Raw genomic sequence first — 13,356 nt, 5'->3', positions numbered from 1 at the left:
CGGTGAGGGTGGGGTTGGTCGGGGTGGGGGTTGGGGGCGGGGTTGGGGCGGGCGTTGGGCGGTGGCGGGGCGGGATTGTGGGCGGGTTGGGGGTGGGTGGCTTGGGTTGGTTGCGGGGTGCGGGTGGGTGGGGGCTTGTCGCGCAGTTCCTCGCGCCCCTAGGGGTATCGGTGTGGGGCGGGGTTAAGGGGCTGGGCGCGCCCGCGCGGCGGGGCCGTATATCGACGCAGTCCCGCGTCCCCGAGGGTGTTGGGGTGGGCGGGGAGGGTGTTGGGGTGGGCGGGGTCAGAAGGTGGGGGCCGTTACTCGTTGGTGAATTCCTCGATCACCGTGGCTCCCAGTTCTCGGACGATCAGTTCGTGGCCGGAGAGGGCTGACTCGTCGAGGTCGGGGTCGTCGTCCTCGGGGGTGTCGTCCTCGGCGGAGACGATGCGGGGGGCGGGGGCCGGGGGCGCCGGGGGTTGGGTGGGCGCCGGTGCCTGTGCCGAGGGTGAGTTGGGCGTGTTCGTGGGTGCGGGGGCGGGTGTGGGCTGGGGGGATGCCGGGCGGGGGGTGGGCGTAGCGGGGGCTGGGGCGCCGTAGCCACCGGACGGCGCACCGCCGTAGCCACCTGCCGCGCCGCCACCGCCTCCGTAGGAACCGCCCGGTTGCGGGGGCGGGGTGCTGCCGCCCGACGGGTCCACGACCGCGTCGATCTTCCACTGGACGTTGAACTGCTCGGACAGCGCCTGCTTCAGCACGTCCTCGCTGCCGCTGCTGTTGAAGTTGTCCCGCGCACCGGCGTTGACGAAGCCGATCTGGAGGGTCGTGCCGTCGAAACCGGTGACCTGCGCGTTCTGGCTGAGCAGGATCCAGGTGAAACGGCGACGGTTCTTCACCACTTCCAGGATGTTCGGCCAAAGCATGCGGGGGTCGAGGCTGCCGGCCGGGGGTGCGGCGGCTTGGGCGGGGGCCGCGGTCTGGGGTGCGGAGGCCTGTACCGGGGTGGGGGCGGAGGTGTTGTGGGCGGGGGCCGGGGGTTGTCCGCCGCCCGCCGGTGTCGCCGTGGGCCAGCCACCGGGGCGGCGACCGCTGCCTGCGGCTGTGGCGGTGGGCCAGGCGCCGGGGGTGGGAGCGGGCGTGGGGGCCTGGGGTTGTGCTTGCGGCTGGGGCTGGGGCTGTTGGGGTTCTGGGGTGGGCGGGGGCGGCTGGACGTAGGCCGGTGCGGGGGCGGGTGCGGGGGTCTGCTCCGCCGGCATCGCGGGCGGGGTCGTAGCCGCGACGGGGGCCGGGGCGGTGCCGGGTGCGCCTGGACCTCGTACGGCTGCGCGCGCGGCGGCTGCGCCACCGCCCGGCGGGACGGGGGCATGAGCCTGGGCAGGGGCCTGCGGGTGGGCCTGCGCGGGGGCCTGCATGTGGGGATGAGGATGGGCTTCGGGTCCGGGGACGTAGCCCATGGCGGGTGCGGCCCCGCCGCCCGCGAAGTTGACGCCGCGCTCCAGTCGGTCGAGGCGGGCCATGACGGACTGCTCGTCGCCGTAGGCGGCGGGGAGCATGACGCGGGCGCAGATCAGCTCGAGCTGGAGGCGGGGGGAGGTGGTGCCGCGCATCTCGGTCAGGCCGGTGTTGACGAGGTCGGCGGCGCGGCTGAGTTCGGCGGCGCCGAAGGTGCCGGCCTGGGCCTGCATGCGTTCCAGTACGTCGGTGGGGGCGTCGATGAGGCCCTTGTCGAGGGCGTCGGGGACGGCCGCGAGGATCACCAGGTCGCGGAGGCGCTCCAGCAGGTCGGCGACGAAACGGCGCGGGTCGTTGCCGCCGTCGATGATGCGGTCGACGACCTCGAAGGCGGCGGCGCCGTCACCGGTGGCGAAGGCCTCGACGACGGAGTCGAGGAGCGAGGCGTCGGTGTAGCCGAGGAGCGAGGTCGCCATGGCGTATGTCACACCGTCGGTGCTGGCGCCGGCGAGCAACTGGTCCATGACGGACATGGAGTCACGCACGGAACCGGCGCCGGCGCGCACGACGAGGGGCAGGACGCCGTCCTCGACCGGGATGTCCTCCTGCCCACAGACCTGGCCCAGGTACTCGCGCAGGGTGCTGGGCGGCACGAGCCGGAAGGGGTAGTGATGGGTCCGCGACCGGATCGTCCCGATGACCTTCTCGGGCTCGGTGGTCGCGAAGATGAACTTGAGGTGCTCCGGCGGCTCTTCGACGACCTTGAGCAGCGCGTTGAAGCCGGCTGACGTGACCATGTGGGCCTCGTCGATGATGTAGATCTTGTAGCGGCTGCTCGCGGGTCCGAAGAACGCCTTCTCGCGCAGCTCACGGGCGTCGTCCACACCACCGTGCGACGCGGCGTCGATCTCGATGACGTCGATGGAACCGGGGCCGTTGCGCGCGAGGTCCGTGCAGGACAGGCACTCGCCGCAGGGTGTGGGGGTGGGCCCCTTCTCGCAGTTCAGACAGCGGGCCAGGATGCGCGCGCTCGTGGTCTTGCCGCAGCCTCGCGGCCCGCTGAACAGGTACGCGTGATTGACCCGGTTGTTCCGCAGCGCCTGCTGCAACGGGTCGGTGACATGTTCCTGCCCGATGACCTCGGCGAACGACTCCGGGCGATAACGGCGGTACAGCGCGAGAGACGACACGCGTACGAGGTTATAGGCGTGCACTGACAACGGGGGCCGCGTGCGGGTCTGGGGGTGGGGGCGATCGGTTCCGGGGGCGGTCTGGGTCCGGCTCCGGCTCGTCCCGGTTCTGGTCCCCGCCCGGTCCACTCTCGTCACGGCGGCGGCGGGGGCGGTGGCGGTGGCGAGAACGCAAGCGCCCCCCACGCACCCGCCAGAGCCAACCTACCCTTGCTGCCTTCCGGCCCTGGGGGAGTTCAGTCAGATAGCGCCGCGTGAGGGGCTCCGCACAGGCTACAGGATCTGAGCGGGGGGAACGAGTTCGCGAGCACTCCTCAACGTCTTGTATTGTTTGCCGCGGAGGATTCGCCTAGTGGCCTAGGGCGCACGCTTGGAAAGCGTGTTGGGGGCAACCCCTCACGAGTTCGAATCTCGTATCCTCCGCCAGTGCCTCACCGGGCACGATGTCGAAGGGCCCCACCGTTCGCGGTGGGGCCCTTCGTCGTTGGTTGTCTCGGTTTTTGTCTCAGTCGGCCTCTGCGGAGTACCAACCAGGGGCGCTCTCCTTGGTGACGACCGGCTCCGCCCAAGCCGCGACCGCGAGGACGTCCCGCTTCACCATGCACCCATCGACGACCTCGTAAAGCAGCCGCCGCACTCGTGGCCCGAGCCGGATCACGTACCGAACACCCTCGACGTCCACCGCACCGATCTCGCCCCGATCGCCGTCAGCGGTGAAGCCGTCGGCCTCGGCCACCTGCCAGCCGGCCTTCGAGGCGAGATACACCCAGGTCCCGAACGCCCGCTCATGATCCGAGTAGGGCGTCACGCCACCCACGCGCGCGATGATCTCGACAGGGTCCGTCCGCTTGTCCATGGTTCCTCCCCCGGCCATCCCCTCCCGGGCGGGAGACAGGCGATGGATCATGGCAGATGCCGTCCGTCGGCGCCCCAAAGGGCCTCTCCGGCCTGCCAAGCGGTCCTTTTCAACACTGCCCCGGTGACATGCACGTACCGGGCCCGCATACGGGCCGCTCCCCCGGGCTCCCATCCCATGAACGCGTCGACCACGACGTCCGTGCTCTCGGGAACCGTGGGCTATTCAGCAGGAGGCACAGCGTTCAAGACCGTTGACGAAGCGCGGTGTTCCTCACAGACAGCCCACCAGCTGTCGCCGCCCTTGTCCCTCACGTGAACGCTCCAAATCGCTTCGCGTCCGCAAGGAGCACCCCAAGCGCAATGCTGCTGATATGACTCCTGGCCGGGGGCATGTTTCCGCTGGTCCCACTTGATCGGTCGTTCGAGGAGTTCCACGAAACCAGTGAAGCGCGTTTCGCCGGTTCCCACAGGCAGTTGCGTCTCGAAGTCTGAGGTGGTGGGGCGCACTGAGTGACTTGGCAGGTCAGGCCGTACGTCGCGCTACAAACGCCAGGCGTCTTCAGGTGCCTGGTCGCATCCCTGCAGAGCCCCTCCCAAGTCGCTCCGGGACGAAGCGGTCAGGCATCTGTGTCTTCCGGACCGGAATCGCGGAAGACAGATCTGTAGTCACCGCTCCGAACAAGGTCGTCGACGACATCGACCATCCCGGGAATTCCTCTGTCGCGGACGATCAGCCCATCCCAGACGTAGAAGAACCTGCCTCCAAGGCATTCGCCGGTTTCTCGCCAACGGTCCATGACGCGATGAACGACATCCAGGGTGTAGATCGTCCCCGACCACCGTTCCCCATTGTCGAAGATCACCCACATGTCGACGTCATCTATCTCGTCGAGGGGCACCCCGGCATCGGGGACGAAGCAGACCTCGTAGCCGTTGCGCTGGACGCGGTAGAACGCCCCGTCCCACACCCGGTGTCCCTCCAACCATTCGGCCGCTCAAAGCAGATGTCAGCCCACCTGGCCCGGCTCGAACGGGCTGGTCCCCTCCACAACGGGCCGGTGTCGCGGGTCTACAACTGCCGGCCGACGCAGGAAGGGCGATCGTAAGGCAGCGCCGCGCGCTCCCGCACCGGGGTTTCCCGCACGATTCTCCGTAGGCAGCACCTGCCCAAGTCCCTTTAGGACCGGGCACACCTCACCTTCGACCGTCTCGAACTCCGTTTCATTTAGAGGTAGTTGACATAGGTGCCGTGTCCGCATTGTCGCGTACCCGGCGCCCCTCCTCACGACCCGGAATTCCACCAAGGCGACACCCACACCGGCAGCTCATCCACAAAGGGCGTCCCCCCGCCGATCTGCCGAGTGCGGGCGCCCTGGCGATCGCGGAGGGCGGTAACGCGGACCCTCAGGTGCGCGGCCAACCCCTGCGCGAGGAACCGGTGTTGGCCGTACTCCAGGCGGGCCATCCGCTCGCCGAGCGCGCGTCCGTGACCTGGAACAACCTCGCCCAGCAACCGTTCGTCGCCTTCACGCCGTCCAGCAGCGTACGGCGGCTCGCGGATCTGTCCTTCGAGCAGGCGGGGGTCCGGCCGACGAACGTGACCGAGACCCGGGAGGTGGGTACGGCGGCGGGCATGATCTCGGCGGGGCTCGGCGTCAGTGTCGTACCCCGGCTGATGCTGCCGCTGATGGCCTTCGGGCGACTGGTGACACGGCCGCTGAACGACCCCGGTACGGTGCGGAAGTTGGCGGTCTACACGCCGTGCACGCCGGTGCTGCCGCCCGCGTCCGCCTATTTCCTTCACCGGCTTCTGCATACCGCGGCTGCCGAGCATGATGGTTCGGCGCCGGTGCGGTATCCGACCGGCGAGCGGGGGAACGAGGGCGAGCGCGAGGGGGAGAGACGTGTCTGAGTCCGAAGAGCCCGGTGGTGTCGTCGTCTACTGGCGGCCCATGTGTCCGTACTGCATGAAGCTTCTCGCCCAACTCCGGCTCACCCGGCTCCAGTTCACCAAGGTGAACATCTGGCGGGACCCTGACGCGGCCGCGTTCGTCCGCTCCGTCGCGGACGGGAACGAGACTGTGCCGACGGTGACTGTGGCGGGGCGGGCGATGGTGAATCCGTCGAAGGGGGAGGTGTTGGATGCGGTGGCGGCTTATGCGCCGCATCTGTTGTCGGGGGCGGGGGGTGGCTGACGGCTGACCGTACTGACCGTCCGGTTCATCAGCTCAGGGTGAGGGCGTGAAGCCGGTGGAGAGGTTCAGGTGGAACGGGGCGCCGGGGGTCGTCGGGGGTCGTCGGGGTCCAGCCTTCACGTAGGTCGTGCCGTCGACGATGATGTGCCGGTTGGGGTGTTCCACCAGGCCGGTGGGGGTGGGATCGGGGTCCAGTCGGGGCCTCGGTGGGTCTGCCACCAGGTTCCTATGGTGTGGAACTTCTCCTCGAAGCGACGGTCCCAGGCGAGGTATCCGGTGGTGGGGGCCCGTAGGTGGGTGCGGCGGCCGTCCGCTTCGTAGAGGACGACCGACCTGACGCCCAGGACGGATTCGGTCCGGACGGCCTGGATGTCGGCCCAGGGGATGGTCCGGCGGCGCACGTTGCGGACCACGGCCGCGGACGGGGTGAGGGTGACGCCGAAGTAGGCGGGGAGCACGGCGGCGAGCGCCAGCAGGACGATCCAGAACGTCACCAGGCCGGTCAGCCCGCCCGGGGGCGACATCTCGGCCCTGGACGTGGTGAAGAGGGCCGCCGTCATGACGACCGTCGGCAGAAAGGGAGTTACGCGTTGCCACACCGTCATGCGGATGCGCACCTCGACCGGCGCCGAAGTCCCGCCCGGCGAACGATCCACCACTGCCACCCCGCTGTCTCGTTCGTCCCGTTGTTCCGCTGGTCTGTCGTTCCGCTGGTCCGTTGGTTCGCTGTCCCGTGCGGTCGTTCATTGTTGCCGCTGTCGCTGTGATTGTCGTTCAAGAAACGGTCGTGCCGACCGGGGCACGGGGGCGGGTCCACGGCGTGCCGCCCCGCCGCATAGAGTGCTGCGGCAGATCCGACAGAACCGGGCGGAACCGGCCGACCGGCCGTGGAGGTAGATCGCGATGGAGAACCCGCCGCAGCTCACCGTGGGACGGCTGTTCTCCTCGTGGCAGGCGGACGTCCCCGCGCTGCTGGTCGTCGTACTCCTCGGCGGCCTGTACGGCTGGGGCGTCCTGCGCCTGAGGCGGCGCGGCGAGGCGTGGCCGGTGGCGCGGACCGCCGCGTTCGCGCTGCTGGGCCTCGGCACGCTCGTGGTCGCGACGATGTCCGCGCTCGCCGTGTACGACCGCGTGCTGTTCTGGCCGGCCGCCGTCCAGAACGTCCTCCTCGACCTGATCGCCCCGCTCGGCCTGGCCCTCGGCGATCCGCTACGGCTGGCCCTGCGCGCCCTACCCGAACGCGCCGCCGCCCGCGCACAGGGGGCGATGACCGGCCGGCTGTTCCGGCTGCTCACGTTTCCCCTGGTCAGTACGGCCCTGGTGCTGGCGACCGAGCTGACGATCTACTTCACGCCGTACTTCGAGACCGCCCTGGCCGACAACTGGCTGCACCAGCTGATGTACCTCCATCTGCTGCTCGCCGGGAGCCTGTTCGTGCTGCCGGTGCTCACCCGGGAGGAGGCGCTGCCCGTCTGGTGCACGCATCCGGTGCGGGCGGGGCTGGTGTTCGTCGACGGGATCATCGACGCGGTACCCGGCATCGTGGTGATGACCCACGGCACGCTGATCGCCGGGGCCTGGTACCTGAACCACTCCCCCTCCTGGGCCCCCGACGTCCAGCACGACCAACAGCTCGGCGGCGGCGCGATGGTCAGCATCGCCGAACTGGTCGCCCTCCCCTTCCTCCTCGCGATCCTGGTCCAGTGGGCCCGCACCGAACGCGCCGAGACGGTCGCGCTGGACCGGCGTCTGGACACGGAACTGGAAGTGGTCCGGACGGCGTCCATGGAGACCTCGACGGGGACTGCGACAAGGGCTGCGACGGGGGCTGAAACAGGGGCTTCTACTGAAGGGCCCGATCTCGTACGCCCCTGGTGGGAGACCGAGAACAGCGAGGTCGCACAGCGCATCCGGGGACAGCGCTGACGGCTCTCAGACCCGGCTGTCCACACCGTTCAGACCATCCAGACCGTCCAACTCCCTTATGAGCCGGGTCCCTTCACGCGTCATGATCTCCGGGTCGCGCAACGCGTTGGAGAGCAGGGACATGCCCTGATACGCGCCGATCAGCGTCACGGCAAGACCCTCGGGGTCGGCCGCGCCGAGCTGCCGGTACTGCTCCGCCACCCAGTCCAGCAGCCGCCGTATGACCTGGCCCGCCGCCAGATCGAGGCCGTCCTCGTAGCGCTTGTCCAGCTCTACGGCGAGGGTGCCCATGGGGCAGCCGTGGCGGGCCGCCATGTCGCGCTGGTCGACCCAGCCGCCGATGAGGGCCTTGAGGCGTTCGCGCGGGCCGGGTAGCTGGTCGAGCCGCGCGGTCAGGGTCTCCAGGTTGCCGGTGTGCTCGGAGAGGGCCGCCTCGATCAGCTCGTCCTTGGTCTTGAAGTAGTAGTAGACGTTGCCCGTCGGGACGTCGGCGGCGCGGGCGATGTCGGCGATGGTCGTGCGCTCCACGCCCTGCTCGTGCAGGACCCGGGCGGTGGCGGTCGTCAGACGCTGCCGTTTGCCGACGGCGGCGGGCCGGGCGGGCCGGGAATCCTTTGAGTCAGTCACCTGACTAACTATAGACAAACGACAGGTCGGTCGTGCTAGCTTCTTCTCGACGGAGTTAGTCAGCCAACTAACTCACACATGACGGGGGTAGCGACATGATCGTGGTGACGGGTGCGACCGGGAACGTCGGGCGAGCGCTGGTGCGGATGCTCACGGAGGACCAGGTCCCGGTGACGGCCGTGGCCCGGCACATCAGCGGGCCGCGCACGGTGGCCGCCGACCTGGCCGAACCGGACGGGCTGCGGGGCGCGTTCGAGGGGGCGGAGGCGCTGTTCCTGCTGGTGGCGGGCGAGCGGCCGTACGACATTCTGGACGCGGCCAAGTCCGCCGGTGTCCGGAAGGTGGTGCTGCTGTCCTCGCAGGGGGCCGGGACCCGTCCTGAGGCGTACGCGCATCCGCGTCGATTCGAGGCGGCCGTACGGGAGTCGGGGCTCGACTGGACGATCCTGCGGTCGGGCGGGCTGGACAGCAACGCGTTCGCATGGGCCGAATCGATCCACGCTCGGCGCACGGCTGCGGCGCCCTTCGGTGATGTGGGCCTGCCGTTCGTGGACCCCGACGACGTGGCCGCGGTCGCTGCCGCCGTACTGCTCAGCGACGCGAACACGACCACGCACACGCACACGGACACGCATCGGACAACGCACACGGGCGCGACCTACACCCTCACCGGCCCCGAGCCGACGACACCTCGCGCGCGGGCGGCGGCGATAGCGAGCGCGCTCGGCGAGCCGGTGACGTTCACGGAGCAAACCCGTGCGGAGGCCCATGAGTTGATGGCCCGGTTCATGCCGCTGCCCGTGGTCGAGGGCACGTTGGCGCTGCTCGGTGAACCGACCGAGGAGGAGCAGCGCGTGAGCCCCGACGTCGAGCGGGTGCTGGGACGGGCACCGGGCACCTTCGCGGCCTGGGCCGAGCGGAACGCGGCGGCGTTCCGGTGACCGCCGAAGTCCACTCCACCCGCGTACTCGACTCGGCCATGTCCCACCGGGAGTCGGGCACCGGGCCACCGATCGTGTTCCTGCACGGCAACCCGACCTCGTCGTACCTGTGGCGGAACGTCATGCCGGGCGTCGGTACCGGGCGGCTGCTGGCGCCGGACCTCATCGGCATGGGCGACTCGGGCAAGCCGGAGATCGCGTACTCCTTCGCCGACCACGCCCGGTACCTGGACGCCTGGTTCGACGCGCTCGGGCTGTCGGACGTGGTGCTGGTCGGGCACGACTGGGGCGGCGCCCTGGGCTTCGACTGGGCCGCGCGCCATCCCGGCCGGGTGCGGGGCATCGCGTTCACCGAGACCATCGTCAAGCCGATGACCTGGGAGGAGTTCCCCGAGGGCGGCCGGGAGCTGTTCCGGGCGATCAGGACGGAGGGCGTGGGCGAGGCCATGATCCTCGACCAGAACGCCTTCATCGAACAGGCCCTGCCCGCCGCCTCCGTGACCCCGCTCACCCCGGCCGACCTCGCCGCCTACCGCAAGCCGTATCCGACCCGGGAGAGCCGACGCCCTCTCCTGCGCTGGCCGCGCTCGATGCCCCTGGGCGGCGAACCCGCCGATGTCGTGACCAGGATCGAGGCCTATGACGAGTGGCTGAGGTCCAGCCCGGACGTACCCAAGCTGCTGCTCACGTTCACACCCGGGCCGGGGACGATGATGCACGAGAACGTCATCGCCTGGTGCGCGGCGAACATCGCCGCCCTGGAGATCGAGCACTCGGATGCCGTGGCCGGCCACCACACACCGGAGGACCAGCCGGAGTTGATCGCGGCCGCGATATCGGCGTGGGTGGAGCGGCTCGGCCCGCGGCTCTGATCCACGGCCCGCGAACCCCGCCCACCGCACGATCCCCGCCGCCCCCACGGATCCGCGTCTACCGCACGATCCGCACCTGCCGCGACACACTCACCTGGTCCACGTCCGACGTCCTGACCGTGACCTTCATCGTCCAGGTGCCGGCGATCGGCAGGTTGAGGGTGTTGGTGCCCCAATAGCCGCCCTCGTCCTTGACGTTGGCGTCGAGGGGGCCGATCTTCTGGGCCGGGAGGGTGAAGGAGAGGCGGAGTTCGGGGACGGTGGCGAAGCCGCCGTCGGGGCCGTAGACGACCGCTTCGACCGAGTTCAGGCCGACGCGTCCGGGGTCGAGGGTGATCTGTACCTTGCCGCCCGCGTTGCCGACGGCGAAGGGGACGGTGGTGACGGAGGCCGCCGGTATGTCGGCCGGCGTCGCCGTCCGCTGTGCCTCCGCCGCCGCGCGGCCGGGGAGGGTGTTGGTCAGGAGGGTGGTGATCACCAACACGACGACACCGACGGCGACTTCGAAGAGCACCGAGCGGCGGAGGCCGCGGCGGTGGCGGTCCTGGGAGCCGTCACCCGGGTTCGAAGAGCTGCCGCCTCGGCTCGAAGAGTTGTCGGCCCGGTTCGAAGAGCTGCCGGACCCGTCCTTGGAACCGTCGCCGGTCTCATCGGTGCCTTCGCCCGTGACGTCACCGGTGGAGACCGTCGCCGCCCCGTCCGCCCCCGCCCGTACCAACTCCGGTACCCGGAGCCGTACTTCCGCCCCCACCATCCGCCCCGTCCAGCGACGCGACCACCCCGCCACCGCGAGCAGCAGTACCACCGCGCCGAGTTTCACGAGCAGGATGCGGCCGTACGACGTCTCGGTGAGGGCGTTCCAGGAACCGAGGCCGCGCCAGGACTGGTAGACGCCGGTGACGACCAGGACCGTGACCGAGGCGAAGGCGAGCCGGGAGAAGCGGGCCACCGGGGCCGGATCGAGGTTCGGCGAGCGGTAGAGGACGGTGAGCAGGGCCGTCAGGCCGCCCAGCCACACCGACATCGCGAGCAGGTGCAGGACCGCCGAGGTCATCGCCACCGGCACCTGGATGCCGGCGGACGCGTGCTCCGCCGATGCCCAGGTCAGCGCCAGGCCGACGGCGAGGACGGCACCCGTCCCCAGGGCCGGCCGTCCGAACCGCTCCCGGCCCCGAAGTCGTAGGAAGAACGCGGCTGTCGCGGCGAGGAGGAGCAGGCGGGCCGTGAGTGCCAGACCGGGGCGGGACGTCAGCGTCTTCGGAATCGCGGAGGGCTCGAAGGCCGTGGCCAGGCCGGTGCCCGCCTCGTAGGGGGACCTGAGGAGGAGCAGGACCAGGGTTGCCGCAAGCAGGGTCCACCAGCCAGCCAGGATCGGCTTGTTGAGGACGGCGGAGTTCGGGGGGCGGCAGAGGGTGACGAAGGTGGCGGTGCCGATGAGGAGGGCCGCGGCTATGTACGCGAAGTAGCGGGCTATGTCGTACAGGCTGGCGGTGAGGGGGTCCTCGGTCGGGGCCGTGGAGATGGGGGTGGTGGTGGCGGAGGGCTTGCCTATGGAGAAGGTGAAAGCGCCCGAGACCGGGTGGCTGTCCGCCGAGACCACGCGCCAGGCGACCGTGAAGGTGCCGGTGCCGAGACCGGCGGGGAGCGTGACGCTCGCCGTGTCGCCCGCGTCCTTCGCGTGGTGCGCCGAACTCGTCTTCACCCGCCGGTTGTCGGGGTCGTAGACGCGGAAGGAGTCGTCGAGCAGGGCTACGGACTCGGAGAAGGTGAGGGTGACGGAGCGGGGGGCGGACTTGAGGACGCTGCCGTCGGCGGGGTCGGTGGATTCGAGGGCGGCGTGCGCGGACGCGGTGCCCGCGGTGCCGAGGAGGAGCAGGACCAGCAGGGAGCCCAGCAGCACCAGCCCTTGAACTCCTCGCCGGGCGCCCCGTCCGGAGCCTCCGCCACCGCCTCCGTCGTATCCAAAACCCTGTCCCTCATTCCGTCGTCGGCGCACGTCACATCTCCGTCTTCGGACTTGCAGGCCTCGGGTTATGTACGGACGTACGGCGCCTATGACTCACCATGTGGGCCGCGCCGTCACTCCGCCGTCGACGACCAGGTCGTGCCCGGTGACCCAGGACGCGAGGCGCGAGGCCAGGAACACGCACGCGTCCCCGACGTCCTCCGGCCGCCCAAGCCGCCCCGTCGGTGCCGCCTCCCGCCACCTCCGCACCCCGTCCGGCCAGGCCGCCGCCAGCCCCTCCCGGTCGATCAGACCGGGCGAGACCGTGTTGACGCGGATGCCGTACGGGCCGTACTCCAGGGCCGCCGACCGCGCGTGCATGACGACGGCGGCCTTGGACGCGGCGTAGTGCGCGTGGAGCGCGGCCGGGGCGCTCGCCTCGATCGACGCGATGTGCGTCACCGTGCCGCCGGCGCCGTGTCGTCCCATCCCCTCGGCCGCCGCCTGTGTGCACGCGAAGACGCTGGTCAGGTTGGTGTCGACGACCGTCCGCCAGTCCGCGGCCGTCATCCCGGGCAGTGGTTGCGTCGGTTGTACGCCCGCGTTGTTGACCAGTGCCGTGAGCCGTCCGCCGGCCCATTCGGCTGCCTCGCGGACCAGTCCGCGGCAGGCGTCCTCGTCGGTCAGATCGGCTTGCAGTACGACGGCCAGGGCGCCCGACTCCCTTACGCGGGAGGCGACTTCACCGGCCGCCTCCGTCGCCGTACGACAGTGGACCGCGACCCCCGCCGCCCCCTCCTGAGCGAACCGCAGCGCGATGCCCCGGCCGATGCCGCCGCTCGCGCCCGTGACCAGGGCGAACTGGCCCTCCAGCAGGCCGCTCACGGGCGGCACAGCCCGGTGATGCGGGCGGCCTCGGCCGGGGTGCGGGCGTAGCGGGCGGTCAGCTCGCCCGCGTCGCCGTGCTCGTAGCCGTCGTAGGTGAAGCCGGGTGCCATCGTGCAGCCGAAGAACGTCCACGCGCCGCCCGCCACCACCCGCGCCCCCATCCAGGTGCCCCCGGGCACGGTGAACTGGAGGTGCTGGCCGTGCCGCAGGTCCGGCCCGAGGACCGCCGTGCTCGACGTGCCGTCTGGGGCGAGGAGCAGGAGTTCGAGCGGGTCGCCGAGGTAGAAGTGCCAGACCTCGTCGCCGGGCAGGCGGTGCAGGGCCGAGAAGTCGGGCACGGTCAGCAGGGCGACGATCGCCGTGCCCTCCGGGCGGCCGTCGGACCGCTCCGGGCCCGCCCAGGTCTGGCGGAACAGGCCGCCCTCGCGGGGGATCGGCTCCAGGCGGTAGTGGGCGACGAGGTCTTCCGGGGTCACTGCG

The 13,356-nt window shown here is 70.6% G+C and carries 13 protein-coding genes, 1 tRNA gene and 1 other RNA gene; 6 read left to right on the top strand and 9 right to left on the bottom strand.

Features of this window, described 5'->3' with window-relative positions:
• Positions 1 to 302: 302 nt before the first annotated feature.
• Both OG714_RS26770 and ffs read right to left on the bottom strand, forming a co-directional pair.
• Positions 303 to 2,624 (bottom strand): DNA polymerase III subunit gamma and tau, encoded by a 2,322-nt coding sequence (locus tag OG714_RS26770; protein WP_406124691.1) that lies wholly within the window; start codon positions 2,622 to 2,624, stop codon positions 303 to 305.
• Positions 2,625 to 2,792: 168 nt separating this feature from the next.
• Positions 2,793 to 2,891, bottom strand: an RNA gene (ffs, locus tag OG714_RS26765) — signal recognition particle sRNA small type.
• Positions 2,892 to 2,962: 71 nt separating this feature from the next.
• On the opposite strand from ffs, the gene OG714_RS26760 reads away from it, so the two are divergent.
• Positions 2,963 to 3,050: transfer RNA gene (locus tag OG714_RS26760), tRNA-Ser, on the top strand.
• Positions 3,051 to 3,129: 79 nt separating this feature from the next.
• Here OG714_RS26760 and OG714_RS26755 read toward each other — a convergent pair.
• A complete protein-coding gene (locus tag OG714_RS26755; protein WP_406124689.1) occupies positions 3,130 to 3,480 on the bottom strand; it encodes a hypothetical protein in 351 nt (116 codons plus the stop codon).
• 619 nt (positions 3,481 to 4,099) lie between these two features.
• Positions 4,100 to 4,450 carry a hypothetical protein gene (locus tag OG714_RS26750; protein WP_406124687.1) on the bottom strand — a complete coding sequence of 117 codons (351 nt, stop codon included), beginning with the start codon at positions 4,448 to 4,450 and terminating at the stop codon, positions 4,100 to 4,102.
• 281 nt (positions 4,451 to 4,731) lie between these two features.
• On the opposite strand from OG714_RS26750, the gene OG714_RS26745 reads away from it, so the two are divergent.
• The gene (locus tag OG714_RS26745) at positions 4,732 to 5,394 is read left to right on the top strand and encodes a LysR substrate-binding domain-containing protein (protein ID WP_406124686.1); all 663 of its coding nucleotides are present in this window, start codon (positions 4,732 to 4,734) and stop codon (positions 5,392 to 5,394) included.
• A complete protein-coding gene (locus tag OG714_RS26740; protein WP_406124684.1) occupies positions 5,387 to 5,677 on the top strand; it encodes a glutaredoxin domain-containing protein in 291 nt (96 codons plus the stop codon). Before OG714_RS26745 ends, OG714_RS26740 begins: the two co-directional genes overlap by 8 nt.
• 116 nt (positions 5,678 to 5,793) lie before the next feature.
• On the opposite strand, the gene OG714_RS26735 is transcribed toward OG714_RS26740, so the two are convergent.
• Complete coding sequence (locus OG714_RS26735) at positions 5,794 to 6,333, bottom strand: hypothetical protein (RefSeq protein ID WP_406124683.1); 540 nt, start codon at positions 6,331 to 6,333, stop codon at positions 5,794 to 5,796.
• A 247-nt stretch (positions 6,334 to 6,580) separates the two neighbouring features.
• Here OG714_RS26735 and OG714_RS26730 point away from each other — a divergent pair, with 247 nt between their 5' ends.
• On the top strand, positions 6,581 to 7,603 hold the full coding sequence (locus OG714_RS26730; protein WP_406124682.1) for a cytochrome c oxidase assembly protein: 1,023 nt from the start codon (positions 6,581 to 6,583) through the stop codon (positions 7,601 to 7,603).
• Between the two features lie 6 nt (positions 7,604 to 7,609).
• Here OG714_RS26730 and OG714_RS26725 read toward each other — a convergent pair whose 3' ends face one another.
• Entirely contained in the window at positions 7,610 to 8,230 is a 621-nt protein-coding gene (locus OG714_RS26725; protein WP_406124680.1) for a TetR/AcrR family transcriptional regulator, read from the bottom strand.
• 95 nt (positions 8,231 to 8,325) lie between these two features.
• Between OG714_RS26725 and OG714_RS26720 the strand changes: the two genes are divergently transcribed.
• Both OG714_RS26720 and OG714_RS26715 read left to right on the top strand, forming a co-directional pair.
• Positions 8,326 to 9,171: an SDR family oxidoreductase gene (locus OG714_RS26720; RefSeq protein WP_406124679.1), complete on the top strand. Its 846-nt coding sequence runs from the start codon at positions 8,326 to 8,328 to the stop codon at positions 9,169 to 9,171.
• Positions 9,168 to 10,043 (top strand): haloalkane dehalogenase, encoded by an 876-nt coding sequence (locus OG714_RS26715; protein WP_406124677.1) that lies wholly within the window; start codon positions 9,168 to 9,170, stop codon positions 10,041 to 10,043. The genes OG714_RS26720 and OG714_RS26715 overlap by 4 nt, the downstream gene beginning before the upstream one ends.
• A 58-nt stretch (positions 10,044 to 10,101) precedes the next feature.
• Here the strand turns inward: OG714_RS26715 and OG714_RS26710 are convergent, their stop codons facing one another.
• From OG714_RS26710 to OG714_RS26700, 3 genes are all read right to left on the bottom strand, one after another.
• Entirely contained in the window at positions 10,102 to 11,943 is a 1,842-nt protein-coding gene (locus OG714_RS26710) for a copper resistance CopC/CopD family protein (protein ID WP_406124675.1), read from the bottom strand.
• 159 nt (positions 11,944 to 12,102) lie between these two features.
• Entirely contained in the window at positions 12,103 to 12,882 is a 780-nt protein-coding gene (locus tag OG714_RS26705) for an SDR family NAD(P)-dependent oxidoreductase (RefSeq protein ID WP_406124673.1), read from the bottom strand.
• Positions 12,870 to 13,352 (bottom strand): cupin domain-containing protein, encoded by a 483-nt coding sequence (locus OG714_RS26700; protein WP_406131961.1) that lies wholly within the window; start codon positions 13,350 to 13,352, stop codon positions 12,870 to 12,872. Before OG714_RS26700 ends, OG714_RS26705 begins: the two co-directional genes overlap by 13 nt.
• Positions 13,353 to 13,356: the final 4 nt, after the last annotated feature.

Origin of the sequence: Streptomyces sp. NBC_00989 (genome assembly GCF_045162655.1) — a bacterium.
Classification (GTDB): domain Bacteria; phylum Actinomycetota; class Actinomycetes; order Streptomycetales; family Streptomycetaceae; genus Streptomyces.
Note: the sequence above shows the minus strand (reverse complement) of the source record. Positions and strands in the feature narration are given on the sequence as shown.